General features: G+C 52.3%; 26 protein-coding genes. 17 read left to right on the forward strand and 9 right to left on the reverse strand.

The annotated features are described in order from the left end of the window. Positions 1-20: 20 nt before the first annotated feature. Both olsB and olsA read left to right on the forward strand, forming a co-directional pair. Positions 21-797, forward strand: a complete 777-nt coding sequence (olsB, locus tag CLV80_RS16400; RefSeq protein ID WP_106359025.1) for an L-ornithine N(alpha)-acyltransferase — start codon at positions 21-23, stop codon at positions 795-797. Then, positions 772-1629 carry a lyso-ornithine lipid O-acyltransferase gene (gene olsA, locus CLV80_RS16405; RefSeq protein ID WP_106359026.1) on the forward strand — a complete coding sequence of 286 codons (858 nt, stop codon included), beginning with the start codon at positions 772-774 and terminating at the stop codon, positions 1627-1629. Before olsB ends, olsA begins: the two co-directional genes overlap by 26 nt. Here olsA and CLV80_RS16410 read toward each other — a convergent pair. Further along, entirely contained in the window at positions 1597-2223 is a 627-nt protein-coding gene (locus CLV80_RS16410; RefSeq protein WP_106359027.1) for a thiamine phosphate synthase, read from the reverse strand. The two genes, olsA and CLV80_RS16410, sit on opposite strands and share 33 nt — an antisense overlap. A 173-nt stretch (positions 2224-2396) precedes the next feature. On the opposite strand from CLV80_RS16410, the gene CLV80_RS16415 reads away from it, so the two are divergent. The 3 genes from CLV80_RS16415 to CLV80_RS16425 all read left to right on the forward strand — a co-directional run bounded on the left by CLV80_RS16415 (position 2397) and on the right by CLV80_RS16425 (position 5846). Then, positions 2397-3137 (forward strand): RNA methyltransferase, encoded by a 741-nt coding sequence (locus tag CLV80_RS16415; RefSeq protein ID WP_106359028.1) that lies wholly within the window; start codon positions 2397-2399, stop codon positions 3135-3137. Positions 3138-3238: 101 nt separating this feature from the next. Beyond that, positions 3239-4372, forward strand: coding sequence for a heme A synthase (gene ctaA, locus CLV80_RS16420; protein WP_106359029.1), 1134 nt, complete (start codon positions 3239-3241; stop codon positions 4370-4372). Positions 4373-4376: 4 nt separating this feature from the next. Next, a complete protein-coding gene (locus CLV80_RS16425; RefSeq protein ID WP_106359030.1) occupies positions 4377-5846 on the forward strand; it encodes a carboxypeptidase M32 in 1470 nt (489 codons plus the stop codon). A gap of 116 nt (positions 5847-5962) precedes the next feature. Here CLV80_RS16425 and CLV80_RS16430 read toward each other — a convergent pair whose 3' ends face one another. After that, positions 5963-6190, reverse strand: a complete 228-nt coding sequence (locus CLV80_RS16430) for a DUF1127 domain-containing protein (protein ID WP_106359031.1) — start codon at positions 6188-6190, stop codon at positions 5963-5965. 86 nt (positions 6191-6276) lie between these two features. Between CLV80_RS16430 and CLV80_RS16435 the strand changes: the two genes are divergently transcribed. The 7 genes from CLV80_RS16435 to CLV80_RS16465 all read left to right on the forward strand — a co-directional run bounded on the left by CLV80_RS16435 (position 6277) and on the right by CLV80_RS16465 (position 12373). Continuing rightward, the gene (locus CLV80_RS16435) at positions 6277-7701 is read left to right on the forward strand and encodes an aminotransferase-like domain-containing protein (RefSeq protein ID WP_106359032.1); all 1425 of its coding nucleotides are present in this window, start codon (positions 6277-6279) and stop codon (positions 7699-7701) included. Between the two features lie 146 nt (positions 7702-7847). Then, positions 7848-8309: a 50S ribosomal protein L13 gene (gene rplM / locus CLV80_RS16440; protein ID WP_106359033.1), complete on the forward strand. Its 462-nt coding sequence runs from the start codon at positions 7848-7850 to the stop codon at positions 8307-8309. After that, on the forward strand, positions 8309-8797 hold the full coding sequence (rpsI, locus tag CLV80_RS16445; protein ID WP_106359034.1) for a 30S ribosomal protein S9: 489 nt from the start codon (positions 8309-8311) through the stop codon (positions 8795-8797). Before rplM ends, rpsI begins: the two co-directional genes overlap by 1 nt. 103 nt (positions 8798-8900) lie before the next feature. Beyond that, positions 8901-9527 carry an FMN-binding negative transcriptional regulator gene (locus CLV80_RS16450; RefSeq protein WP_106359035.1) on the forward strand — a complete coding sequence of 209 codons (627 nt, stop codon included), beginning with the start codon at positions 8901-8903 and terminating at the stop codon, positions 9525-9527. Positions 9528-9621: 94 nt separating this feature from the next. Continuing rightward, the gene (locus CLV80_RS16455; RefSeq protein WP_106359036.1) at positions 9622-10494 is read left to right on the forward strand and encodes an ABC transporter permease; all 873 of its coding nucleotides are present in this window, start codon (positions 9622-9624) and stop codon (positions 10492-10494) included. Beyond that, the gene (locus tag CLV80_RS16460; RefSeq protein ID WP_106359037.1) at positions 10491-11291 is read left to right on the forward strand and encodes an ABC transporter permease; all 801 of its coding nucleotides are present in this window, start codon (positions 10491-10493) and stop codon (positions 11289-11291) included. Before CLV80_RS16455 ends, CLV80_RS16460 begins: the two co-directional genes overlap by 4 nt. Then, complete coding sequence (locus CLV80_RS16465) at positions 11288-12373, forward strand: ABC transporter ATP-binding protein (RefSeq protein ID WP_106359038.1); 1086 nt, start codon at positions 11288-11290, stop codon at positions 12371-12373. The genes CLV80_RS16460 and CLV80_RS16465 overlap by 4 nt, the downstream gene beginning before the upstream one ends. A gap of 3 nt (positions 12374-12376) precedes the next feature. Here the strand turns inward: CLV80_RS16465 and CLV80_RS16470 are convergent, their stop codons facing one another. From CLV80_RS16470 to CLV80_RS16495, 6 genes are read right to left on the reverse strand one after another with little or no spacing between them, the layout of a single operon-like run. Beyond that, a complete protein-coding gene (locus CLV80_RS16470) occupies positions 12377-12895 on the reverse strand; it encodes an acyloxyacyl hydrolase (protein ID WP_106359039.1) in 519 nt (172 codons plus the stop codon). A gap of 8 nt (positions 12896-12903) precedes the next feature. After that, positions 12904-13521, reverse strand: a complete 618-nt coding sequence (locus tag CLV80_RS16475) for a TetR/AcrR family transcriptional regulator (protein WP_106359040.1) — start codon at positions 13519-13521, stop codon at positions 12904-12906. Continuing rightward, on the reverse strand, positions 13514-14383 hold the full coding sequence (gene ppk2 / locus CLV80_RS16480; protein ID WP_207766607.1) for a polyphosphate kinase 2: 870 nt from the start codon (positions 14381-14383) through the stop codon (positions 13514-13516). The genes CLV80_RS16475 and ppk2 overlap by 8 nt, the downstream gene beginning before the upstream one ends. Positions 14384-14432: 49 nt before the next feature. Then, the gene (locus tag CLV80_RS16485) at positions 14433-15425 is read right to left on the reverse strand and encodes an alpha/beta fold hydrolase (protein WP_243394604.1); all 993 of its coding nucleotides are present in this window, start codon (positions 15423-15425) and stop codon (positions 14433-14435) included. Next, positions 15406-16332, reverse strand: coding sequence for a homoserine O-acetyltransferase MetA (gene metA / locus CLV80_RS16490; protein WP_106359043.1), 927 nt, complete (start codon positions 16330-16332; stop codon positions 15406-15408). The genes CLV80_RS16485 and metA overlap by 20 nt, the downstream gene beginning before the upstream one ends. Positions 16333-16373: 41 nt before the next feature. After that, positions 16374-17237 carry an ATPase gene (locus CLV80_RS16495; protein ID WP_106359044.1) on the reverse strand — a complete coding sequence of 288 codons (864 nt, stop codon included), beginning with the start codon at positions 17235-17237 and terminating at the stop codon, positions 16374-16376. Positions 17238-17369: 132 nt separating this feature from the next. Here CLV80_RS16495 and CLV80_RS16500 point away from each other — a divergent pair, with 132 nt between their 5' ends. Then, positions 17370-18350, forward strand: a complete 981-nt coding sequence (locus CLV80_RS16500) for a zinc-binding dehydrogenase (protein ID WP_106359045.1) — start codon at positions 17370-17372, stop codon at positions 18348-18350. A gap of 16 nt (positions 18351-18366) precedes the next feature. Here the strand turns inward: CLV80_RS16500 and mnmA are convergent, their stop codons facing one another. Beyond that, positions 18367-19506 (reverse strand): tRNA 2-thiouridine(34) synthase MnmA, encoded by a 1140-nt coding sequence (gene mnmA, locus CLV80_RS16505; protein ID WP_106359046.1) that lies wholly within the window; start codon positions 19504-19506, stop codon positions 18367-18369. Positions 19507-19636: 130 nt separating this feature from the next. On the opposite strand from mnmA, the gene sciP reads away from it, so the two are divergent. The 4 genes from sciP to recG all read left to right on the forward strand — a co-directional run bounded on the left by sciP (position 19637) and on the right by recG (position 25083). Continuing rightward, positions 19637-19915 carry a CtrA inhibitor SciP gene (gene sciP, locus CLV80_RS16510; RefSeq protein WP_106359047.1) on the forward strand — a complete coding sequence of 93 codons (279 nt, stop codon included), beginning with the start codon at positions 19637-19639 and terminating at the stop codon, positions 19913-19915. A 91-nt stretch (positions 19916-20006) separates the two neighbouring features. After that, complete coding sequence (gene ctrA / locus CLV80_RS16515; protein WP_106359048.1) at positions 20007-20720, forward strand: response regulator transcription factor CtrA; 714 nt, start codon at positions 20007-20009, stop codon at positions 20718-20720. A 128-nt stretch (positions 20721-20848) separates the two neighbouring features. Further along, positions 20849-22996: an NAD-dependent DNA ligase LigA gene (gene ligA / locus CLV80_RS16520; protein WP_106359099.1), complete on the forward strand. Its 2148-nt coding sequence runs from the start codon at positions 20849-20851 to the stop codon at positions 22994-22996. Further along, positions 22993-25083, forward strand: a complete 2091-nt coding sequence (recG, locus tag CLV80_RS16525; protein WP_106359049.1) for an ATP-dependent DNA helicase RecG — start codon at positions 22993-22995, stop codon at positions 25081-25083. Before ligA ends, recG begins: the two co-directional genes overlap by 4 nt. Positions 25084-25091: the final 8 nt, after the last annotated feature.

Consider the following 25091-nt stretch of genomic DNA (forward strand, 5'->3'; position numbering starts at 1 on the left):
AGGCTCTGACACAGATATATATGTCTTACCACGCACCACAGTTTCAGATTTCGTTGGCTCAGTCTCATGATGACATCCAAGCTGCGCAGCGTCTGCGCTACGACGTGTTCGTGCGTGAATTGGGGGGTGGCGGTGATATGGTGGATCATGACGCCCAGCTTGAAAAAGATAGCTTTGACCTTTTTGCAGTCCATCTATTGCTACGTGATCTTGCGCGCCCGGCAGAAGATCAGGTTGTCGGAGTTTATCGTTTGTTGACCGAAGACCGGGCTGTAGATGCAGGCCAGTTTTACTGCGAAGATGAATTTGATCTGTCTGTGCTAAAGGCAAGCGGCAAGCGATTGCTCGAATTGGGTCGATCGTGTTTGCACCCAGATTATCGTGGCGGAACGGCGATGATGCATCTGTGGTGCGCGCTTGCGGATTACGTGCACCGCGAGAAGATTGATGTCATGTTTGGCGCCGCATCATTTCACGGCACCGATACGCAGGCTTTGGCGGGACCGCTGAGCTTGCTCTATCATCGGCATCTCGCGCCAACCGAATTACGCGTCACAGCAACAGGACCCAATGCCGCGTTGATGAATCTGCTGCCGGAAGATCAGATCGACCGGGTTTTAGCGATGCGTGATACACCGGCATTGATCAAAGCGTATTTGCGACTTGGCGGGGCTGTCGGCGATGGCGCGTTTGTTGATCATGCATTCAATACCATCGATATTTGTTTGATTTTGGCAGCAGATAGGGTCTCTACTTTGCAGAGCAATTTCTATGCTAAAGGCAATTCCCGTGTCTAACGCATGGACAAGCACTGATATGCCGCCCCGATTACATATCGGCTGGGCAGGATGGCTGCGGGTTATTGCCCGTGCCGTGCCGTTGATCGTTTTGGTATTTGGTGGATTGGTTGTGTTACTGTTTGTCCGGCTGATTGAACGCCCCATTTGTGGGTTAGGTCGGCCTGTGACCCCATATATTACGCAATTCGTGTGTCGTGGTGCATTTGTTTTGCTTGGCATCCGGTTCAACAGTGTTGGTATCCCCATGAAAAACGGAGGCGCAGTGGTCGCGAACCATGCGTCATGGCTTGATATTTTTGCGCTGAATGCGCGCAAACGGATCTATTTCGTTGCAAAGAAAGAAGTGTCGGCCTGGCCCGGCATTGGTTGGCTTGCGCGGGCAACAGGGACGTTGTTTATTAAACGGTCGCGTACTGCCGCTGCAGAGCAGGTCGCAATGTTCAAAGAACGCCTTGCCGTCGGGCACAGGTTGTTGTTTTTTCCCGAGGGCACATCGACAGATGGACTGCAGGTTTTACCATTTAAACCGACGCTATTTGCGGCATTCTTTGACCCAGCCCTACGTGATCAATTGTCGGTGCAAGCTGTAACTGTCATCTATCATGCCCCAACCGGAGAAGACGCGCGGTTTTACGGCTGGTGGGGGGATATGGATTTTGGCCCACATTTGCTATCGACATTGGCTGCAAAACATCAAGGTGGTGTGACTGTTGTCTACCACCCGCCAGTTCAGCTTAGCGATTTCGAAGACCGTAAGGCTTTGGCTAAAACGCTGGAAAATACGGTGCGCGCGGGTCTAGACCGCCATAGCAAGACGCAGATCGGATAGGGCCTTCGCCGGATTTTCTGAACGCCAGATTTCTTCTCCGATACCAAAGAAATCTGTGTGCGGCGCAAGCGCGCGAATAAGTTCAATATCCAATGCGCCTTCTGCGACGACCGGTACTTCGATCATCATTGACCACCATTCGAACAAATCAAGACCTGCTTGTTCACCTGCGCCCAGCGTGGATTTTCCAATGGGGCCAAAGCTAACGTAATCAGCACCCATTTCTCCGGCAGACATCCCTTCGTGGCTGGATGTGCCACAGAACGTGCCGACGATCGCGTCTTCGCCCAGTTCTTTGCGCGTCTTGATGACTGATTTGGCCGCGTCCAGCAGGTGTATGCCATCAAGGCCAAGCCGTTCAACCATCATAATATGGCTATCGATCACAAGCGCCACATCACGGGCATGTGTGACTTCGCGAAGGGCGTCGGCGGCTTTACCGATCCGAGTTTCATCTTTCGTGCCAATCGCAAGGCGTACACAGGCAACTTCGGTGCTATCGAGGCATGCCGCAAGTTGGTCTGGGTAGGTTGACAGATCGAACTCTGATGGGGTGATCAGGTAGATTTGTGGCTGTTCAACGGCGTCTGACATGGGCGTGTGTTCCGAATTAATCTTGGTTCATGGCGTTCTAGCTGGGTTTGTGACGCTTGGCTATGGCTTCGGTTAGGCTCTCAGTCATAATCAACGCACGCCCAAGCCATAGGGTTTCCTTGCGTTGCGATACGCGCCGTCGTATCACGCCAGCCGATATCAAAGGAAGTCCGATGCCAAGCTCTGATCCGCAACCTGCTTTTGTCTTGATCCGCCCACAGATGGGTGAAAACATTGGTGCGGCAGCGCGCGCAATGTGGAATTTTGGGCTGGACCGCATGCGGATCGTTGACCCACGTGATGGATGGCCAAATCAAAAAGCCGTTGTCATGGCCAGCGGTGCGGGACGATTGCTTGATGAGGCGCAGTTGTTTGAGGATACACCGAGCGCCATTGGTGACTGCGATTTCGTATATGCGACAACTGCGCGCCCGCGTGATTTAACAAAGCCGATTTTCACACCCGAGGCTGCCATGAAAGATGCGCGCGCACGTATTGCTGCGGGCGGTAAGGTCGCAGTGTTGTTTGGTCCGGAACGTGCGGGCATGGAAAACGACGATATTGCGCGGGCGAATGCAATTATTTCAGTGCCTGTTAATCCAGAATTCGCCTCACTGAACCTTGCGCAATGTGTATTGTTAACGGGTTATGAATGGCGCCGCGAGGCAGTACCAACTGACGATGTGACCAATTCCGCAGTTGGTGAATGGGCTGAGCAGGTCGAGATTGAAAAGCTGAGCGAACACTATGAGCAACGTCTTGACGATGCGGGGTTCTTTTACCCAGAACATAAGGCCGCGAGCATGAAGGTGAACCTGCGTAACCTTTGGTCGCGTATGCCGCTGACGCGTGCTGATGTGCAGATGCTACATGGTGTTATGCGCCAAATGGTGCGCTGGAAAGAACGGGGGTAGGTGGATCAAGATCCACCCTACGTGGTCTTGCGGCATCCTGCCGCTTGCAGAGGCCATGTCACAGCCCTAGTTTCCAATTCAAGACATATCCGGAGGCCATAATGGCAACAAAGCGTTCAATTTTCGAAGAAGTCGGAGATACCCCAAAGCAAGTCGCAGCGCCGGGGGCGATTGATCGCGCCGGGCAGGGTGCGCGTGGCGGCGTTCGCGCGTGGTTGTTAGCCCTTTTGGTGATGGTCGTCGTTATGATTGCCGTTGGCGGTTTGACCCGTCTGACGGATAGTGGCCTATCAATTACTGAATGGAAGCCCGTCACAGGGGCCGTGCCACCGATGGGCGAGGCCGCTTGGGCGGAAGAATTCGCAAAGTATCAGCAAATTCCCGAATACCAGTTGCAAAACAAGGGCATGTCGCTTTCCGAGTTCAAATCTATCTACTGGTGGGAATGGGGGCATCGCCAGCTTGGTCGTTTGATAGGGTTGGTATGGGCTGTCGGTTTCGTAGTCTTTGTTGCGATGCGCAAGGTCCCGACCGGTTGGACTAGGCGCTTGTTCGGTATTGGTGCCTTGATTGGTGTGCAGGGTGCAATTGGCTGGTGGATGGTGTCTTCGGGCCTTGGTGAAGGCATGTTGGACGTCGCATCATATCGATTGGCAACCCATCTAGGGTTGGCGTTTGTCATTGTCGGAATGATCTTCGTTTATGCGTTACTGTTGGGGCGTTCGCAGTCTGATTTGCTGCAAGCCCGTCGAAGTGCCGACTTAGGTATGGTGCGCCTGTCGACGTTTCTTGTTGGGTTGGCGTTTATCCAGATTATCCTTGGCGCGCTGGTTGCGGGTATCGATGCCGGCCGGGGATACCCTGACTGGCCGCTTATGGCGGGTGGTTTTCTTCCGCCAAATCCACTGGACATTACACCAATATGGCGCAACTTTTTCGAAAATGACGGTCTGGTTCAGTTCATGCACCGCATGGCTGGGTACACGTTATTTGCTTATGGCCTGTTCGTGTTCTTACGCGCGCGCAAATCCGCGAACCGTAAAATTCGGGCGGCATTCCATGGCGTATTTGGGATGATGTTTCTGCAAATGGTTTTAGGCATCTTTACCGTTATTTATTCAGCGCCGTGGCATATTGCCATTGTACACCAGATCGGTGCTGTCGCCCTTTGGGCGCTGATCCTCCGTGGCCGTTTCTTGGCGCAATATCCAATTTCTCAATCTGTCCGAGGCTGACAACATGACCGCATATGATGACTTGATGCAATTCCAACGTGAGACAGAAGCCTTGGGGCAAGTCGCAGGTCGTCTCGGTTGGGATCAAGAAACAATGATGCCGGAAGGTGCGACGCCGCAACGCGCCGAAGAACATGGCGCGATGGCGAATGTTTTACATGCGCGCCGGATTGATCCACGTGTTGGCGATTGGCTGGCAGCCGCTGAAGCGCTTGATGATGTTTCTGCTGCTAATTTGCGTCATATTCAACGAAACTTTGAACGCACGACCAAAGTCCCAGCTAAGTTGGCTGCAGAGCTGGCAAAAACGACATCGCTTGCACATCGGACTTGGGCGCAGTGCCGTGCAGATGAAAATGTCACAGGTTTTTTGCCCGTGCTGCAAAAAGTTGTCGATTTACGCAAGGAAGAAGCGGCAGCCGTTGCGGGGAATGCAGATCCATATGACGCGCTTTTGGATGACTATGAAGCGGGTGCAACAGGCGCCAGCATTGGCGCGATGTTTGACGCGCTTCGTCCGCGATTGGTTGCGTTACGTGCTGCGATTCTCGATAGCGACGCACCCCAAGAGCTGTCAGGCAATTTTGACGAGGCCGCGCAGCTAGCACTGTCGGAAAAGCTAGCGCTTGCCTTTGGATATACGCTGAATAATGGGCGCATTGATAAGGCGGTGCATCCATTTTCGTCGGGTTCTGGAATGGATGTACGGATTACGACACGTACGAATCCCACAGACCCGTTCAATTGTTTTTATTCAACAATCCACGAAGTCGGTCACGCGGCCTATGAACAGGGGATTGATGGTCAACATCTGTTAACGCCATTGGGCGCGGGCGTCTCGATGGGCGTTCATGAAAGTCAAAGCCGTATTTACGAAAACCAATTGGGGCGCAGTCGTGCGTTTACCGGTTGGCTTTATGGCCAGATGCGTGAAAGCTTTGGTGATTTTGGTATTCCGGACGAAGATTCATTCTTTGCGACGGTGAACCGGGTCAATAACGGCTTTATCCGGACCGAGGCGGACGAGGTCCAGTATAACCTGCACGTATTGCTGCGCTTTGATTTGGAGCGCGCACTGATTTCAGGCGACCTAGCCGTCAATGATCTTGAGGCCGCATGGAATGATCGTTTTGCTGCTGATTTTGGATATGAAGTCGATAAACCATCCAATGGTGTACTGCAGGATGTGCATTGGTCCGAAGGATTGTTCGGGTATTTCCCGACCTATACGCTTGGCAATGTTTATGCAGGCTGTCTGAATGTAGCTTTACGCAAAGCAGTACCTAACTTGGATGATGATTTGGCGCGGGGTGATACGTCCGCTGCTACGCATTGGTTGCGTGCGAACCTACAACAATTCGGTGGTTTGCGTTCGCCGATTGATACAATCACACATGCGACTGGGGAAATCCCTTCAGAAGTACCGTTACTTGACTATTTAGAGCAAAAATTCCGTGGAATTTACGACCTTTGAGGTGGTGGGTCACGTAATTGTATCAATATGATTGGGGTGTATTGGTACAAGTGATGTAATTTGGACCAAAAAAGGGGCCGGAGAGTATCCGGCCCAGTCAGGAAGATGCAAACGTGTCAGGCCTGCCAGAAAGGTTTGGAAAGTTCTGCCTGGGCGGTAGACGCATCCAAACCAATATCGTTCAATAGATGCGGTGTTAAGTCTTTGAGGTGGCGGCGGGTTTTTCGCAGCATATCCCATTTTGTCACGGCCACGGCAAAGCGTACCGCCGCGCGTGCCATCAATGGCATGCTAGGTTGGGAGCTAAGTGCGGCGAACTGCGCCGCTGGGAGCGCGTGTGACATATGGAAATTCCTTCAATTGTATTGACACAATATAGCTAATTGCTATACGTGGATTGATACAAAGTGTTTTTGTGTAGGTCTAGAAAATGATTGTATCCGATACAATTTGGCAGCCAAATCTTGCCGAGTCCGGAAAGCCGAAATATCAGGCGCTTGCTCAGGCGATCCGCGAAGGCGTCACTACTGGTCAGTTATTGCCGGGAGAAAAGCTGCCACCGGTCCGCGATTTGGCTTACCGCGTCAGTGTGACGCCGGGAACCGTTGCGCGCGCTTACAAGCTGCTGATTGACGAAGGGCATCTGCACGCAGGTGTCGGTCGTGGCACATTCGTTTCGGAGCCCAAGGTTCAGCCCGTGCGTAGCCTGCCTTCGGCAGATCGGTTTTTTGATCCAACACTCGACCGTGATGGTCAGGCACATCTTCTTAGCCCAAAAATGCCAGACGTCGGGCAGGGCGAAATCATCCGTGCCGCAATGCATGAACTGGCCGATACGACTGCGCCCGACATGTTGTTGCGTTATCCGACCCGCGACACCGATCTCCCTGCGCGAGAGGCCTTTGCGGGAACTCTCGACCCAAAGCATATTGGCGCGTTTGACATTCATAACATCGTTGCAAGCCATGGTGGCCAGAACGCTATTCTGATGATTTTGCAAAGTGTGCTGGAGGGCGCTAACCCCGTTATCGCCGTTGATGAACTTAGCTATGGTGGGTTTCGGTCAGCCGGTGTTTTGTGCCGCGCCGAGGTTATCGGTATTCCGTGGGACGATGATGGCCCGATGGTTGATGCGTTGGAAGTCGCAATTAAAGAGCATAAAATTCAGGTGTTCTGCACCTCTGCCGAGGTATGCAACCCGACAGTAAAGCAGACGACCCCAGAACGGCGTGAACAGATTGCTACGCTTGCGCAGGCGTATGGCGTACATATTATTGATGACGACTGCTATCGGTTAATGAACACAGAACGTGTTGGTCCAAGTTACCGTGCTCTTTTGCCGGGTTTGGGGTGGTATTTAACGTCACCGTCGAAATCTATCACGGCTTCTTTGCGGATTGGGTTTGCCGTTGCTCCGAAGGGGTGGAGTAAAGCATTGACGCGCACTGCTACATTTACGTCGTTTGGTGTGACGCGGATTGTAACCGACCTGTATGCTGCGATCATTCAGCACCCGGATTTGAATGTGATCGTCGATCGCGTAAAGGCGCGTATCAGCGATGATATTCTCGCAGCGGTTCGGATATTGGACGGTTACGACATGCGTTATTCTGAAACAGTTCCGTTTTTATGGCTCGATCTTCCAATGGGCTGGCGCGCAGGCGAGTTCTGTCAGGCGGCAGAAGCTGCGGGTGTTTTGATTAAATCTGCTGATGATTTTGCGCTGCGTGAAAGCCGTTCAGTGCATGCAGTGCGCATTGCAGTGAATGGTTTGGTTCCGCACGCCCATTTCGTGCAAGCGATGGAGCGTTTGCGGGACTTATTGGACCATCCGCCTGAAAGGATTGCAATTTAACTGGGGTAAAATAATACCTAATTTATAAGCCATTGTTTTTTAATGATTAATCATTACTTTGAGTGCTTGACTGCGTTTGTAGCCGCTATATAACGCCCCAATCCGAATGACTGTGGCCTTGTGCCACCCCAAACTTCTGGTGAGATATGAAAACCTTTACCGCTACCCCAGCGGATATCGACAAGAAATGGATCCTGATCGACGCTGAAGGCGTTGTTCTTGGTCGCCTTGCTTCGATCATCGCTATGCGCTTGCGCGGCAAGCATAAACCGTCCTTCACTCCACATATGGACATGGGCGACAACGTTATTGTCATCAACTGTGAAAAAGTACAGATGACTGGCAACAAGCGTGACGAAAAATACTACTGGCACACTGGTCATCCCGGCGGGATCAAAGAAAAGACCAAAGCCGACATTCTTGAAGGTAAGCACCCAGAGCGCGTCGTCATGAAAGCTGTTCAGCGCATGTTGCCAGGCGGCAAACTGTCCCGTCAGCAAATGACTCACCTGCGTGTATTCGCTGGTACTGAGCACGGTATGGAAGCGCAGAAGCCTGAAGTTCTGGACGTTAAGTCTATGAACAAAAAGAACACGAGGACTGCATAATGACTGATCAAGTGAATTCTCTCGAAGAGCTGGGCCAAGTCGCTGAAGCAGCTGAAGTTGTTGTAGAAGTTGCTGCACCACGTGAGCCAGTTCGTGACGAACTGGGCCGTTCTTATGCAACTGGTAAGCGTAAAGATGCGGTTGCTCGCGTTTGGATCAAGCCAGGTTCTGGTAAGGTCACAGTGAACGGCAAAGAAATGAACAAATACTTTGCACGTCCGGTTCTGCAGATGATCCTGCGTCAGCCTTTCCAGGTTGCTGGTGTTGTTGATCAGTTCGACGTCATGGCAACTGTTGCTGGTGGTGGTCTTTCTGGTCAAGCTGGTGCGGTTAAGCACGGTGTTTCTAAAGCACTGCAGCTGTACGATCCAACACTGCGCGCAGCCTTGAAAGCTGCTGGCTTCCTGACACGCGATAGCCGTGTTGTTGAACGTAAGAAATACGGTAAGCGCAAAGCGCGTCGTAGCTTCCAGTTCTCTAAGCGTTAATCGCTGCTACATGTTTTCGAAAGGGGCGGTCCAGCGGGCCGCCCTTTTTGCATTGTGTTGGTCCACATTGCATTGCAGGTTTGGCTGCAGAAAAGGAAACCCGATGTATATTCCTGCACATTTCAATGAAACTGATACGGATGCGGTGCAGGCATTAATAACCGAGTTTCCATTGGCGACTTTGGTGGCGCACACGGATCAAGGTTTGGTTGCGAACCATTTTCCATTGATGGCGGTCGGTAAAGATCGATTGGTGGGCCATTTGGCCTTAGCGAATGACTTACATCGTTTTCTGCCAAGTGGATCAGATATTATGGCTATATTTCAATCGGATGACGCCTATATCTCACCTAATTGGTATCCATCAAAAGCCGAGCATCACAAGGTTGTTCCAACATGGAATTACCAAACAGTTCATATCCACGGCAAGATTACGTTCCAGCACGACGACAAATCCAAAATCGCCGCTGTCGGTCGTTTGACCCAAAAACATGAGCGCGACGCAAATGGTGCTGAAGCTTGGAAGATGTCGGACGCGCCAAAGGAATTCATGGCGGGCATGTTAGACAATATAGTCGCGTTTGAGATCGAGGTTACCAAAGTCTTAGCCAAATCGAAGCTAAGCCAAAATAGATCGTCCGATGACATTGAAAGCGTCGCATCGCAGTTAAATACGGCCGGCAAAGTTAGGCTAAGCCGCAAAATGCAGCCAGCTGACAAACAAGCATAAATTCTGCACGTTTTGTCCGGTGATCTGTAAAGCCGGTGGCTAGATTTCATTTTGGATATTGATCTTTTCCGTGCTTCAGTGAAAGCATCGGTCCATGCTGAGTAAATTCCTCTCTTCTGAAAACGGTCGCGGGCTTTTGATGGTGAGCCCGCCATTTCTTTACGCCTTGTTGCTTATGGCGTTCCCATTGATCGCGATCTTCTTGTTCAGCTTTTGGACGCAAGATTTTATGACGCTGGACACGACATTCACGTTGAATAACTACCGCGAAATAGCCGAAAAGCCGATTTATGGCGCACTGCTACAGCGGTCACTGTTCGTGTCGGCGTCGGTCACGGCTGTGACCGTGTTGCTGGCCTTTCCGGTGGCATATTTCCTGTCTTTCCATGTGCGTCCAGATCGCAAGTCGCTCTGGCTGTTCCTGATCACGATTCCCTTTTGGACGTCCTATTTGATCCGGGTTTTTCTTTGGAAAGTCATCTTGGGCTATAATGGCGTGATCAACACTGGGCTGATCAATGTGGGGCTGATTGACGAACCACTGACGTTCATTCTGTATAACGTGAATGCTGTGATCATCACGCTTGCGCACGCATTTGCCCCGTTTGCGATCCTGCCCATTTTCGTGGCGCTTGAAAAAATCGACCGCTCGCTGCTTGAGGCTTCGCAAGATCTTGGTGAAAGCAAATTCATGACGTTTATGCGTATCACGCTACCACTGGCGATGCCGGGTGTGGTTGGTGCAGTGTTGATCGTCTTTATCCCGACCATCGGGGATTACGTAACACCAGAACTGATGGGTGGTGCTGGTGGTAAGCTGATTGCGAATATGATCCAGACGCAGTTTTTGGCACTGAATAACGCGCCACTCGGCGCCGCGCTGGCTATTGTCGCAATGTTGTGTGTCACAGCGATCAGTCTGACCTTTGTGTTAATCAACCGTCGCTGGCTAAAGGGGCGTTCATGAGCCTTCGTATCTATGCCATCGCTTATCTGATCTTTCTTTATGCGCCCATCGTCTTGCTGCCGATCTTTGCGTTCAACGACGCAACGATTATTGCGTTTCCGCTAAGTGGCTTTACGACCGATTGGTTCACAGAACTGGCAAGCAACAAATCCCTTCATGCAGCAGTTAAGAATTCGCTGTTCATCGCATTGGTGTCGGCGGTGACGTCAACAATTCTGGGTGTTTGTGCCGCGCGGGCAGGGGCAATGCATCGCTTTCGATTCAAGGCGGGGATCATGGGCTTCATCATGTTGCCATTGGTTTTGCCCGAAATTATCGTTGCCGTGTCATTGCTGGTTGTTGTGGTGCAAATCCTTGATCTGGGCCTGTCGAATTGGACGATCATCGCGGCGCACGTGCTGATCTGTACGCCATTTTGTATCGCAATCCTAAATGGCGCGTTCCAAAACCTTGACCCCGCAATGGAAGAAGCAGCTATGGACCTTGGCGAAAGCCGGTTTTCCGCGTTCCGCCTAGTGACCTTGCCGCTCGTGATGCCAGGGATCATTTCGTCGATGCTGATTGCGTTCACGATCTCGCTGGATGAATTCATCATCGCATTCTTCTTATCCGGGTCCAGCCCGACGATGCCCGTCTATATCTGGGGCTTGCTACGCTTTCCTGCATCATTGCCGGTCGTGATGGCGCTTGGAACGATCTTGGTGGCCTTGTCCATCGTGCTTTTGACTATTGCAGAGCTTTTGCGCCGCCGGGGATTGGCCCGCGCAGGTGTGAAAGACGAAGGGGGCTTTCTGTGACCGCTTTGATCACGCTTACGGGCGTTAACAAATACTACGCCGATTACCACGCGTTGCGTGATATCAACCTGACCATCAATACCGGAGAGTTCTTTTCCCTGCTAGGGCCTTCGGGCTGCGGTAAGACCACGCTACTCCGCACTATTGCAGGTTTTGAAAGCGTCTCGGACGGTGTTGTGATGATTGGTGGAAAGGACATGGCAGATGTTCCCGCCAACCTGCGCCCCACAAATATGGTGTTTCAGTCTTATGCGATTTTCCCGCATTTGACTGTGGCCGAAAACGTGGCCTTTGGGCTTCGGAAATCTGAAGACCTTGATAAGCCAACAAAGGCCAAGATGGTCGAGGAAGCGCTAACGATGGTTGGTCTTGCTGGCTATGGTAACCGCGCGGCACACGCGTTGTCAGGTGGGCAGCGGCAGCGGGTAGCACTGGCGCGCGCCCTGATCTTGAAACCTAAGGTGTTGTTGCTGGACGAGCCGCTTTCAGCCTTGGATAAAAAGATGCGCGAACAGATGCAGGTCGAATTGATCCGGCTGCAGCGTCAGGTCGGGATCACCTTTATTCTGGTCACCCATGACCAAGAAGAAGCGCTGGTTATGTCTGACCGTATCGCAGTCATGTTCGAAGGAGAGATTGGGCAGCTGGCCGACCCGGAAACGCTTTACCGTCGTCCAAATTCGCGTCGCGTAGCAAGTTTTATAGGTAAAATGAATTTCTTAGATGCTGAAGTTAAAGCGGTAGTTGAGGAGATCGACGTGACGGTTCAGGGGCTAGGCCGTCTGAAAATATCGGCGGAACAAGCACCTGAAGAAGTTTCGGTTGGTCCTGCAGTTGCGGGTATTCGCCCCGAGACATTGGGTATTCTGTTTGAAGGCGAAACCACTGATCGTAAGTTGGTCGATGGCGTCGTGGATGAGGTCGTCTATTACGGTGACATGACCTATTATGACGTCCGAGTAGATGGTGTCGCGCAACCGTTGAATATTGCAATGAAAAACCTGATCGGGCGCCCCGTATTAGATGTTGGCGCCAAGACGCGTGTGATCTGGGATGAACGGTCTTTGGTTTTGTTGAAATAACGGTCAGTCGATCACAAACGCATAACGGATCGCGATTGTCTCTAGTCCTGGGTTCAAATTTTGGGTGTCGCCATTTGACCGATGGTCATAAAGCAGCGCCAGTGTTCCACCGTTGTCGAACCTATAGCCAAGCCCCAAGGCCGACCGAAAATGCAGGCTGCCCCCCAGATCGGGCCCGTTTCCACGTGCATAGAGGCCGGGCATCAACGATGTTTCCAAAAACAGGGGGCCTGCGATCATGTCTTGGCTTGTCCACTTGAAGCCCGCGCCAACCCAAAGCCCGTTTTCATCCGTAAGTGACGCACCAATCGTTGGCTGAAACGGGCCGAACTGACGCGGCATATCATAGTCAAAGTAGACTTCTTCGCTTTGCTGTTCTTCTTGAAACAGTACTTGTCCACCTTGCAAAGAGATACGCGCAGTGGCGTCGTATTCTTGCAAGCAACGACCGGCCTTGCAGTCGTTTAATCCCATATCTGACAGGCTAGTGATGAGGAAAATTAGTGCTAAAGAACCGTCCATTGTCGTCCCTAATTATCTGCGTCAAGCAGCCCAAGGCCGCGTAAGTAAATACCGATTCCGCTTTCAAGCAGGTCTTCAGGTGCAAAGGGGCTTTTGGTGCCAGGGCTGCCACGCGCGAATAATTCAACTACGCCATGTGATAGTGCCCAGATATGTGCGCTAAACATTTGCGGCGGTGGGCGACGGTCGGCAGGGATGTGCTGGCTTAGTTCCTCGGCGGCTTTTTCCAAAACGCCCATCGCACGGGTCGCGACGGCATTCAGTTCCGGTGAACGGTTCATCGAAATGCCAGATTCAAACATAGCAATGTAGTGCCCTGGATGATCGCGAGCAAAGGTAAGATAGGCGCGACCGGTCGCCTCAAACGCGGCGAGTGCGGACGGTTGGCCGCTGCTATATGCAACATCCATTGCATCCCCGAACATTTCGTACCCTTGATGGGCAGCCGCGGCGATCAAGTCTTCGCGACCTTCAAAGTGACGGTAGACGGCTGCCGGGGTTACACCTGCCTCGCGCGCGGCCTCTGATAGGGTGAAACCTGTGGGACCACGTTTTTCGATGAGCGTCAGGCAGCCGCTTATCAATGCTTGGCGTAAGTTGCCGTGATGATAACCGCGTTTAGACATTCCAGAGGTCCGGGCCTCCTGCGACATTCGGGTCGACCCTGCCCAGCGCCTTTGCGTCTTTGTTGGTATAATCCAACTGGGTCAAAATACTGCGGATCGCATTGACCCGAGCACGTCTTTTATCGTCAGACCGTACGATGGTCCAAGGTGCGATATCTGTATGTGTACGATCCAATGTTTCATCAATCGCATCGCTATACGCGTCCCATTTCGCCAACCCTTTGACATCGATTGAGCTGAGCTTCCACTGCTTTAGCGGGTCTTTTTCGCGATCAAGAAAACGCTTTAACTGCGTTGCCTGCCCAACGTTCAGCCAAATTTTAAAGATTTTTATACCTTCGCCGACAAGCATTTGTTCAAATGCCGGTACTTGATGGAACCAGCGTTCGCGCTGTTCGGGCGTGCAAAATCCAAACACATGTTCTACGACACCTCGGTTATACCAACTGCGGTCAAAGATTGTGATCTGCCCTTTATGTGGCAGATGTGCGATATAGCGCTGGAAATACCACTGTGCGGCCTCAACATCGGTGGGTTTAGCAAGTGCTACAACGCTGGCCACACGCGGATTGAGGTTTTCACGCAAGCGTTTGATCGTGCCACCTTTGCCGGCCGCGTCACGTCCTTCAAATACGATGGCGATGCGCTGGCCCGTATCACGAACCCACGCCTGCATCCGTACTAACTCGATCTGAAGTGCGGCAAGCGCGTCTTCATATTCGTCTTTGTCCCAGCGTTTGTCGTAGGGGTAATCGGGGTTTAAAATATCAGATTTGCCAGCGGTTTTGATCGCTGCGCGCACGTCATCTGGCGCGCCGTCACGATAGAACTGGCTGATGCCGCCATCAAAGGGCAAATCCATGATGTGTCTCCCGATATTTCTTCTGCCCTACTATGGGCTTAAGCGCAGCCTAGTGCAATCCGGCCCGCGCTGCTGCGCGGTCGATTGCTGCGATGATCGCGTCAGGATTGGTTTGTTGCGGCATATGTCCGACGCCGTCCAGCCGTGTCAGATTTGCTGATGGCACGATCTTAATGACCTCTTCTGCATGGATGTGCAGCGGAACAGTTGTATCAGCGGTGCCGTGCACGATTTCAATCGGAAGGGTGAGCTCGGGGTAGCGCTGTGAAAGGGTCACAACATGCGGACGTAGGGTGTTCACTTGTCTAACATTGGCGCGAAAACTGTCAGGGCGCAGGGTGAGCCCAGCACCGATGTAATCTGCATATCCAACCGGCGCTGTTTGGGGGGCAAAGGTTGCTTCGATCCGGTTATTCACAACGCCACGGGGAACGAGCGCGGAAATCATAGGTACGGTAATTGCGCCACCAAATGCACTGCCGTTGATTGTGTAATATGGATCAAGCTTACCAGGCCAAGGCATGGTCACACCCGCCATCGATACGATACCACGGGCATTCACGGTACTTGGCGTGTCTAGCCCTTCGACGGCCCACGCATATGTTACGATCCCGCCATAACTGTGCCCTGCAACAATTGGGTGTTCGATCCCAAGCATTTCAGATGCGATCCGCAACATACGTGCTTGGTCTTGGGGGCTATCGCCTGTGGTGGCTGTCGGCGCTGTGGAAATTCCGGGGACTTGATCGGTGTATCCAAGCCCCGGACGATCAAACGCGGTCACAGTATACCGGTCGGTAAGCTGATCCATCAGTGAGAAGGTGAAATCACGTAAGTTGCCACCTGCGCCATGTAGCAAAATCAGGTGTGGGCCTTGGCCCGATTGCACATAGTGAACCCGTCGCCCCTCAACGCTCACGAAATCCCCCAACGGAGGGTAGCTTTGTTCAGCCTTCGTCGCGCGGTTTTGCGCGCCGCAACCGGTAAGCACTGCGCCAAATCCCAGTGCCAACGTAGCAAGTTTAAGCGTTTTGCGTCCCAATTTTGTCCAACTCAAAATGTGTGGTCTGATAGATCTGGTTGATCCAATTACCATATAAGAGATGCGCGTGACTTTTCCACCGATTGAGTGGCTGTTTCGTTGGGTCATCATCGGGGTAATAGTTCAAAGGCACGGTAATGGCGGTACCTGCTTCGACATCCCGATCATATTCTTGCTTTAATGTGCCGCTGTCGTATTCATAGTGGTTAAAAATATAAAGCGCGCGATGCGCAGGATCTTCAACCAAACAGGGGCCGGCCTCATCGCTGGTAATCAGCGTCTTTAACCCGTTCGCTGCATCGATTTCATCTTGGCGCATTTCGGTCCAACGACTTACTGGAATGACGCAATCATCCGAGAACCCCATGAGATAAGGTGACGCGCTATCAATTAGGTGATGGCGGTAGCAACCAAATAGCTTTTCGTCGAGAATATGCTTTTGTACTCCGTGGAAGTAGTTGATCATCGCCATCCCCCCCCAACAAACGCCAAAGGTAGAATGCACATTGGTCTGTGTCCATTCGAACACCTGCTTGAGTTCATCCCAATAGGTCACATCCGTGAATGGTAGATGCTCAATCGGGGCGCCGGTGATGATCAAGCCGTCAAATTTTTGATCGGTGACCTCGCTGAACGGCACATAGAATTCTGCCATGTGCTCGGCTGCGGTGTTTTTCGTCTGGTGCTCGGACATCCGGATCAGTGTCAGCTCAATCTGAAGTGGGGTTGCCCCAATTAGTCGGGCAAACTGATTTTCGGTCTGAATTTTCTTGGGCATCAGGTTCAACAATGCGATCCGCAGCGGGCGGATATCCTGACGAGCGGCCTGTTCTTCGCCCATGACGCTCACACCTTCGCGTGACAAAACGTCAAAGGCGGGCAGGGCGGAAGGCAGTTTGATTGGCATAGTATTCGTCCTAAAGCAGCAGGGATTAAGAAATATGGTTCTTACCCGCGCATCTCAAGTGCGTCAGCGATCATGCCAACAAAGCCCTCCGATTCTTTGACCGATGCGACTGCATCCATCGGTACCGTAATGCCCCAGCGTTCTGCCATGGCGCGATAGCGCGGCTGACGGTGCGCGAGCGCCTTTGCAAAGGCCCAGCGGATAAAGTCATCTGGGTTTACCTTGTCAGGGGCAACGTTAAATTCCACCAGATATGCGTTCCATGTGTTCAGTAAGAAAACAGGATCATAGGACATTGGTTTCGGTTCGCGATCAAAGCGGCGCACGAGTTCGGCCGTATGCGCGTCAGAACCTTCGATCCAAACGATCAGCGTTTTTGAAGCCAGATCTGTCATGATCGGATCGTTAGGGTTATTGGCATCAACCCATTCACAAATCGATCCACCTGTATCGCAGATGAAATGTGGATACTGGTAAAGGTCGTGCGATCGTTCAATGAAATGCCCGGTATCATGTAATGCGGCGACTTCGGCCTGCTGGAATTGGTCTTGGCGTCGGGTATATTCATCCCAAGGCAATCCGCCTTGATCAGGGTCGCCGGGTTTACCCAAATACGAAGACATCGGTTTCAGATCGTTGAACGAGATGTTTGACCCGATATAAATGCTGTCAGAGCGCAGAAGATCGCGCAGAAATGGCACCTTCATTGCTTCGCGTTTGGCGTTATCCGCAATCAGTTCGCCCATGTAGCGCGTACCGATCCGATAATCGATGGAATAGTGAAACCAATCACCCTGTTCGCGCAGCATGGAAGACAGATACGTCTTGCCCAAGCCTGACATAGCAAACAGTAAAACACGTTTTTGCGGCGCGGCGCGCCACTCGGATGCGGAACTATAAATCATGAACTCTGGGTAACGGGATATGTGCTAATCTGCCAGTAATAAATTTACGTCGCTTTTGGGAAACCCCTGCGCTTGTTTAGGAAACGCGCCATGACTAACTGACGTTTAACAATATGAAACAAAGGACAAAATATGCGTGCCGTTATTCATGATACATTCGGTGAACCCGCTGACGTGTTAAAGCCCGCCGACGTTGAGACGCCTGCGCCTGCAGCGGGCGAATTGTTGATCAAAACGACCCTGTCACCGATCCATAATCATGACCTTTGGACAATCCGTGGCAACTATGGCTACAAACCGGAACTGCCCGGGGCCATCGGCGGGTCAGAGGCTGTGGGTGTCATCGATGCCGTAGGCGATGGCGTTGATGATGCGATGATCGGCCAGCGTGTGGCAATCGCAGGGGTGCACGGCACATGGGCCGAATATTTTGTCGCGCCAGCGGCTGGTGTGTTGCCGTTGCCTGATGTGATTTCAGACAGTCTAGGTGCACAATTGATTGCAATGCCATTCAGCGCGATTTCACTTCTCGAAACGTTGAAAGCCACGAAGGGTGATTGGATCATTCAAACCGCTGCTAATGGTGCGGTTGGTAAGATTATGAACGTGTTGGCCAAGGCGCGTGGGATCAATCTTTTGAACCTCGTGCGCCGTCCTCAGGCCGCACAAGAGCTGGCGGACATGGGTATCGAGAACGTGCTTGTCACAACCGATGCCGATTGGAAAGAAGCGGCAAGCGCCATCGTCGGCACGTCAGGTGCTGTTTCCGCGATTGATTCTGTTGGTGGTGACCTTGCAAATGACCTAACCGACCTCCTCGCGGTTGACGGTGAACTGGTGGTTTTTGGTACAGCAACAGGCGCGCCTCTGACCTTGTCATCGGGCACCTTGATTATGAAGCACATAGCGGTCAAAGGTTTCTGGGGCTCGCGCGTCAGCGCAGACCTGCCTGAGGAAGACCGCAAGCGCCTTATCACCGAATTGGTGACGCTTGCTGCAACTGGTAAACTTACCCTTGCAGATGGCGGTTCATTTGGCTTGGATGCTGTCACCGATGCAATCCAGGCCGCATTGAAGCCGGGTCGTAAGGGTAAGGTAATGATCCAGCCCTAAGTCATCGCGCGGCGTATTATGCGCCGCGCCAAATCCAACCACCACCCAAAACACGTGTGCTATCAGGGTCGTAGAATACACAGGCTTGCCCTGGTGATACGCCTTGTTCGGCAACCATCAGTTCCACTTCGGCTTCGGTTTCTGAGATAGGGCGCAATATCGCATCGGTTGGTGGACGCGTTGACCGCACGCGCACCATAATATTGCGTTCTTTCATATCGCTGAACTTCTCGTCGCCCAGCCAGTTAATTTCACGTATCGGAACACGTCGGGTAGCCAGCATATCACGCGGGCCGACGATGACGTGTTTTTTGTCGACGTCGAGTTTGACCACGTACAGCGGATCGGCCAAGCCACCAATGCCTAAGCCGCGGCGTTGTCCGACAGTATAGTGGATCACGCCCTTGTGGGTGCCCAGCACGTTACCGTCCACATCAACGATATCGCCAGCTTCGGCAGAACCGGGGCGCAGTTTTTCGATCAGCTTTGCGTAGTTGCCATCGGGCACAAAGCAGATGTCTTGGCTGTCGGGTTTGTCCGCGACGCTCAGACCATATTTTGTGGCAAGCGCACGGGTTTCGTCTTTGGATTTCAAGTGGCCTAGCGGAAACCGCAGATAGTCCAGTTGATCCTGAGTAGTCGAAAACAAGAAATAGCTTTGGTCGCGGTTACCGTCAGCGGCTGAATGCAGTTCTGCTTTTGTGTCGCCCATTTGACGTTGGATGTAATGACCTGTTGCCATGCAGTCAGCATCTAAGTCTTTGGCGGTTTCCAGCAAGTCTTTGAATTTCACGCGCTCGTTGCAGCGAATGCATGGCACTGGCGTCGCACCCGCAAGGTAGCTGTCAGCGAATTCATCAATCACAGCCTCGCGGAAAGTGTTTTCGTAATCCAGCACATAATGCGGAAAACCCATTTCTTCTGCGACGCGGCGGGCGTCGTGAATATCGCGGCCAGCGCAGCAGGCACCTTTTTTAGCCAAGGCTGCACCATGATCATAAAGCTGCAATGTGACGCCAACCACATCATAGCCTTCTTCGGCCAGTTGCGCCGCCACAACAGAGCTATCGACGCCGCCAGACATGGCAACGACAACACGTGTTTGCGCGGGTGGCTTGGCAAAGCCGAGAGAGTTCAACGCCGAATCAAGGGGCATGGTGCGTCCAATTAGATAGAGTTTGATATGAAATATAGGAAAATGCGCCGTACTCTCAAGGGCTGGTTATACGAAGCGTTAAGTCATTTTGCAGATAACCTTGTCCGGGAGTAATCTAAAGGGGTGTGAAATGTATTTACGCAAAGTTGAAGGACCGAGGTCTGTTACCTTGCCTGATGGATCAGTGATGACACGCGCGGATTTACCAAGCGAGCAGACGAGGCGTTGGGTGGCGTCGCGCAAGGCGGCTGTTGTTCGGGCCGTCGCCGCGGGATTAATCCTGCGCAAAGAGGCGTTGGAACGGTACGGATTATCAGATGAGGAATTTGCCGAATGGGAGAACGCCGTCGCACATCACGGGGAGGGGGCATTGAAGGCGACAGCGTTACAACATTATAGACAACTTTGAGTTGAATTGCTACGGGAGATTATGTGGTAACGGGTGGTTAACCATTCGGTGTTTAGGTTAACAAGACAAACGATAGAGCGGAGAACCCCAAATGCGTGTCTTGCTGGTCGAGGACGACCCAACAACATCCAAAAGCATTGAACTGATGCTGACCCATGCGAACCTGAACGTCTACGCGACGGATCTTGGTGAAGAGGGGATCGATCTTGCGAAGCTATATGATTACGATCTGATCTTACTTGATCTGAATCTGCCGGATATGAATGGCTATGAGGTATTGCGTCAGCTGCGCCTAAGCCGGATTGATACGCCAATTCTTATCCTGTCGGGCGATGATGGTACAGAGAGCAAACTCAAAGGGTTTGGCTTTGGTGCGGATGATTATCTGACGAAACCTTTCCACCGCGAAGAACTTGTTGCACGCATTCATGCGATTATTCGACGCTCCAAGGGGCATGCGCAGTCCATCATCAAAACGGGTCGCATTGACGTTAATCTAGATGCCAAAACGGTGAGCGTGGGCGGAAGCACGGTGCATCTGACAGGCAAGGAATACCAGATGCTCGAGCTTCTGAGTTTGCGTAAAGGGACGACGCTGACAAAAGAGATGTTCCTTAACCATCTTTACGGCGGGATGGATGAACCTGAACTTAAAATCATCGACGTTTTCATCTGTAAGTTGCGCAAGAAGCTGAGCGAGGCCACCGCAGGTGAAAATTATATCGAAACCGTTTGGGGGCGTGGTTATGTTCTGCGTGATCCTGAACCGGTTTCACAAGTCGAACCAATAGCGGTGAGCGCGTAAAACGCGTAGCCGTTTCTAAAGCTCAGGTTTTATTTCGGCGCTGATAGGCTCTGGACGACAAAGAGCTGGTTGCCTAAGAATTGCACCGTTCGCCGGCCGATGCCGGTTGTGAAATTCCGGGGGCCTACGTGGTACAAAAAACGCATACTCAGCAGAATGATACAGCCCATTTATCGGTTGATAAACTGTCTGCTGAGCAAGCTGAAAAAGAACTTTTGGTATTGGCCAAGCAGTTAAGCGCAGCCAATACCGCGTACCATCGCGACGATACGCCGGATATTTCAGATGCAGAATACGACCAACTAAAGCGACGAAACCTAGCGATTGAAAACGCGTTTCCAGCCCTGAAACGCTCTGACAGCCCAAGCGATCAAGTCGGTGGCGAGGTCGCAGATGGGTTTGGTAAAATTCAGCATGTGATACGCATGTTATCACTGGGTAATGCGTTTACCGATGAAGACGTCGATGATTTCGATGGTCGCGTCCGAAAATTTCTTGGTCTTGGAAGTGATGCGCCACTTTTATACACTGCAGAGCCTAAAATCGACGGGCTGTCATTGTCTATACGATATGAACATGGGCGTTTGATACAGGCGGCCACCCGTGGGGATGGTGCCGTTGGGGAGAATGTTACTGCAAACGCATTAACGATCGCCGATATTCCACAGGAAATCCAAGGTGCACCAGACGTTTTGGAGGTCCGTGGCGAAGTTTATATGAGCCACGCCGATTTTGAAGCTTTAAACGAACGCCAGGCAAGTATCGGCGCGAAGGTTTTTGCAAATCCACGAAACGCCGCCGCCGGATCTTTGCGGCAGCTTGATGCGACGATTACAAAAACAAGGCCACTGCGATTTTTTGCATATGCGTGGGGTGACTTGTCAGCGCCACTTGCGGATACACAGTTCAAAGCAATTCAACGGCTCTCTGAGCTTGGGTTTTCAACAAATGACCTGACAGCGAAATGCGATGGTCCCAAGGACATGGTTGCGCATTACCACAAGATCGAAGAGCAGCGCGCGACTTTAGGCTACGATATCGATGGTGTCGTTTATAAGGTCGATGACCTGGACTTACAGCGACGGTTGGGTTTCCGGTCTACCACACCGCGTTGGGCAATCGCACATAAGTTTCCTGCCGAATTGGCGTGGACAAAATTGGAAGCCATCGACATTCAGGTCGGCCGGACAGGGGCATTGTCGCCAGTCGCGCGGCTGGCACCAGTCACGGTTGGTGGTGTGGTCGTGTCAAACGCGACACTTCATAACGAAGATTACATACTTGGTGTTGGCGGCGACGGTAACCCGATCCGTGATGGTCGTGATATTCGGGTGGGCGATTGGGTGCAGATCTACCGTGCTGGTGATGTGATCCCGAAAATCAAAGATGTGGATATTGCGCGGCGTGATCAGGATGCAGAACCATATGTGTTTCCTGATACCTGTCCTGAATGTGGGTCTGCCGCAATTCGCGAAGAAGGTGATGCAGTTCGTCGCTGTACCGGGGGCATTATTTGCCCCGCGCAAGTCGTTGAAAAACTAAAGCATTTTGTGTCTCGGGGCGCGTTTGATATCGACGGTCTGGGCGCAAAGCAGGTTGAACAGTTTTATGCTGACAGTTGGATCGAAACACCTGCTGACATTTTTACCCTGCGCGCGCGTTTTGGTGACGGGATGCAACAGTTAAAGAACCGCGAAGGATGGGGCGAGAAGAGCGCGAATAACGTATTCGATGCGATTGATGAAAAAAGAAAAATTCCTTTGGGTCGTTTGATTTTTTCACTAGGCATTCGGCATGTGGGCGAGAGCTCTGCGAATTTGCTTGCCAATCACTATTCGTCGTGGGGCAACTTCGAAACGGCTATGACAAGCGCACAAATCGGCGAAGGTGCTGAGTGGGATGAACTGACTGGTATCGATGGTGTTGGTGCAGTAATGGCGACGTCACTCATTACTGCAATGCAGCAAGATGCAGAGCGGGCATCAATTGATCGATTGGTGGCAGAGATTGAGGTTCAAGATGTGGTCGCTGTGAAAACAGATAGTCCTGTCGCCGGAAAAATTGTTGTATTCACGGGGACGCTGGAAAAAATGACGCGTGCCGAGGCAAAGGGCCGTGCCGAAGCCTTGGGTGCTAAAGTTTCGGGATCCGTTAGCGCCAAGACTGATATCTTGGTTGCGGGTCCCGGTGCCGGATCAAAAGCAAAGAAAGCGGCTGATTTGGGGGTTGAAATAATGGACGAAGATACCTGGCTTGCCCTGATTGGCGACGCATGACGGGCCGGCCAGAGGTTCTTTTCCCGCTCTTTGGTGCATTAACCAAATTGGATGGGATTGGCCCAAAGACGGCCCAAATACTTGATGCCGCGGGGGTAACGAAACCCCGCGATCTGTTGATGACCCTGCCTATGTCGGGCGTTGACCGACATCGCCGGGCGTCAATCCGAGAAGTTGTTGCGCCTGCGGTGGCGACAGTCGAAGTGACTGTCGGAGAACATTATCCCCCGAAATCGCGTGGTCGACCATATCGGGTGAATGTCTCGGATGCGCAGACCTCATTTCAGCTAGTTTTTTTCCATGCTCGTGGGGATTACCTGCAAAAAATCCTTCCGACTGGGCAAAAACGGGTCGTTTCAGGCAAGCTTGAGATTTTCGATAGCGTTGCACAGATGGTCCACCCAGACCACATCGTGACCTTGGAAGAGGCTGAAGAGATCCCGGCGTTTGAACCTGTTTATTCTTTGCATGCTGGCATTACGCAAAAACTGATGTACCGCGCGACGCGGTCTGCTTTGGATATGGCCGGAGATTTACCAGAATGGATCGACCCAGAGCTGAAAAAGCGTGAAAACTGGCCCGATTGGCATGATTCATTGGTTGCTGTTCATAGTCCAAAGGCCGCCACTGATCTTTCTCCACATGATCCAGGTCGCCAGCGATTGGCCTATGACGAATTGCTTGCGCACCAGATGACGCTCACGTTGGCGCGTGCGGTGACGCGGCGGGCAAAGGGGCGGCAGTCTACGGGCACGGGTGCGCTTGCGGCTAAGGTCTTGGCGAATTTACCGTATAAACCGACCACTGCCCAAACGAGGGCCGTTGCGGAAATTAACGCGGATCTTGCTTCGGCATTTCGGATGAACCGTCTTCTTCAGGGTGATGTTGGCGCAGGAAAAACGCTGGTCGCGTTTTTGTCGCTGCTGACTGTGGTCGAGGCTGGCGGGCAGGGCGTCATGATGGCCCCGACAGAGATTTTAGCGCGCCAGCACCTTGAAGGATTGCAGCCACTTGCCGAAAGCGCGGGGATAAGGCTCGAGGTTTTGACCGGGCGGGATAAAGGCGGCGAACGTGCGGCCAAGCTAAGCGCGTTGGCTGATGGCGAAATCGCGATTCTGGTTGGTACACATGCGGTGTTCCAAAAAGACGTCGTTTTCAATGACTTGCGCTTGGCCGTCATCGACGAACAGCATCGTTTTGGTGTGGCGCAGCGCATGGAGCTTGGTGAAAAAGGTATCGCGACCGACGTTTTGGTTATGACGGCGACACCAATTCCACGGTCATTAGCCTTGGCACAATACGGCGACATGGATGTGTCGGTGTTGGATGAAAAGCCGCCCGGTCGAACGCCAGTACAGACCGCATTGGTTTCCACATCGCGCATGGATGAAGTGGTTGAAAAACTACGTCACGCGGTCAGCGAAGGGCGACAGGCTTATTGGGTTTGTCCGTTGGTCGAAGAAAGCGAATTTGTCGATATGACCGCCGCCGAAGAGCGGTTCAAACATCTTCGGGCAGCACTAGGCGAAGGTGTCGTCGGGTTGGTGCATGGCCAAATGCCGCCCACTGAAAAAGACGCCGCCATGGCGCGGTTCGTGTCAGGCGAAACAAAGGTATTGGTCGCCACGACAGTGATTGAGGTTGGGGTGAACGTGCCGAATGCATCAATCATGATGATTGAACGGGCCGAAAGCTTTGGTTTGGCGCAGCTGCACCAGCTACGTGGGCGGGTAGGGCGCGGGGCAGCGGCATCGACCTGTTTGCTGCTGTACCAAGCACCGCTGAGTGAAACCGGACGACGCCGGTTAGAGATTTTGCGTGAAACGGAAGATGGCTTCAAAATATCTGAAGAAGACCTTGCCATGCGTGGGGCGGGTGACGTGATTGGGACGGCACAATCGGGTATCCCGCGTTTCAAGATTGCAGATCTTGAACGGCAGGCTGGACTGATGGCGCTTGCCCAAACAGACGCGCGTAAATTGTTAAACGACGATCCAAAACTTGAAACAGAACGCGGGCAGGCGGCCCGAACACTGCTTTGGCTGATGGAACAGGAAAAAGCTATTCGTTTAATATCAGTTGGTTAGCTGTTTTG

It is taken from the genome of Yoonia maritima, from assembly GCF_003003285.1.
Taxonomy (GTDB): Bacteria; Pseudomonadota; Alphaproteobacteria; order Rhodobacterales; family Rhodobacteraceae; genus Yoonia; species Yoonia maritima.

What these genes read in the sequence shown, in the direction of transcription:
- olsA (WP_106359026.1), top strand. Translation starts at nt 772, where the DNA reads ATGCTAAAGGCAATTCCCGTGTCTAACGCATGGACAAGCACTGATATG.
- olsB (WP_106359025.1), top strand. Translation starts at nt 21, where the DNA reads ATGTCTTACCACGCACCACAGTTTCAGATTTCGTTGGCTCAGTCTCAT.
- CLV80_RS16500 (WP_106359045.1), top strand. Translation starts at nt 17,370, where the DNA reads ATGCGTGCCGTTATTCATGATACATTCGGTGAACCCGCTGACGTGTTA.
- CLV80_RS16475 (WP_106359040.1), bottom strand. Translation starts at nt 13,521, where the DNA reads ATGTCTAAACGCGGTTATCATCACGGCAACTTACGCCAAGCATTGATA.
- CLV80_RS16495 (WP_106359044.1), bottom strand. Translation starts at nt 17,237, where the DNA reads ATGATTTATAGTTCCGCATCCGAGTGGCGCGCCGCGCCGCAAAAACGT.
- recG (WP_106359049.1), top strand. Translation starts at nt 22,993, where the DNA reads ATGACGGGCCGGCCAGAGGTTCTTTTCCCGCTCTTTGGTGCATTAACC.
- CLV80_RS16455 (WP_106359036.1), top strand. Translation starts at nt 9,622, where the DNA reads ATGCTGAGTAAATTCCTCTCTTCTGAAAACGGTCGCGGGCTTTTGATG.
- CLV80_RS16470 (WP_106359039.1), bottom strand. Translation starts at nt 12,895, where the DNA reads ATGGACGGTTCTTTAGCACTAATTTTCCTCATCACTAGCCTGTCAGAT.
- rpsI (WP_106359034.1), top strand. Translation starts at nt 8,309, where the DNA reads ATGACTGATCAAGTGAATTCTCTCGAAGAGCTGGGCCAAGTCGCTGAA.
- CLV80_RS16425 (WP_106359030.1), top strand. Translation starts at nt 4,377, where the DNA reads ATGACCGCATATGATGACTTGATGCAATTCCAACGTGAGACAGAAGCC.
- metA (WP_106359043.1), bottom strand. Translation starts at nt 16,332, where the DNA reads ATGCCAATCAAACTGCCTTCCGCCCTGCCCGCCTTTGACGTTTTGTCA.
- CLV80_RS16435 (WP_106359032.1), top strand. Translation starts at nt 6,277, where the DNA reads ATGATTGTATCCGATACAATTTGGCAGCCAAATCTTGCCGAGTCCGGA.
- rplM (WP_106359033.1), top strand. Translation starts at nt 7,848, where the DNA reads ATGAAAACCTTTACCGCTACCCCAGCGGATATCGACAAGAAATGGATC.
- ctrA (WP_106359048.1), top strand. Translation starts at nt 20,007, where the DNA reads ATGCGTGTCTTGCTGGTCGAGGACGACCCAACAACATCCAAAAGCATT.
- CLV80_RS16415 (WP_106359028.1), top strand. Translation starts at nt 2,397, where the DNA reads ATGCCAAGCTCTGATCCGCAACCTGCTTTTGTCTTGATCCGCCCACAG.
- mnmA (WP_106359046.1), bottom strand. Translation starts at nt 19,506, where the DNA reads ATGCCCCTTGATTCGGCGTTGAACTCTCTCGGCTTTGCCAAGCCACCC.
- CLV80_RS16460 (WP_106359037.1), top strand. Translation starts at nt 10,491, where the DNA reads ATGAGCCTTCGTATCTATGCCATCGCTTATCTGATCTTTCTTTATGCG.
- sciP (WP_106359047.1), top strand. Translation starts at nt 19,637, where the DNA reads ATGTATTTACGCAAAGTTGAAGGACCGAGGTCTGTTACCTTGCCTGAT.
- ctaA (WP_106359029.1), top strand. Translation starts at nt 3,239, where the DNA reads ATGGCAACAAAGCGTTCAATTTTCGAAGAAGTCGGAGATACCCCAAAG.
- CLV80_RS16450 (WP_106359035.1), top strand. Translation starts at nt 8,901, where the DNA reads ATGTATATTCCTGCACATTTCAATGAAACTGATACGGATGCGGTGCAG.
- CLV80_RS16410 (WP_106359027.1), bottom strand. Translation starts at nt 2,223, where the DNA reads ATGTCAGACGCCGTTGAACAGCCACAAATCTACCTGATCACCCCATCA.
- ppk2 (WP_207766607.1), bottom strand. Translation starts at nt 14,383, where the DNA reads ATGGATTTGCCCTTTGATGGCGGCATCAGCCAGTTCTATCGTGACGGC.
- CLV80_RS16430 (WP_106359031.1), bottom strand. Translation starts at nt 6,190, where the DNA reads ATGTCACACGCGCTCCCAGCGGCGCAGTTCGCCGCACTTAGCTCCCAA.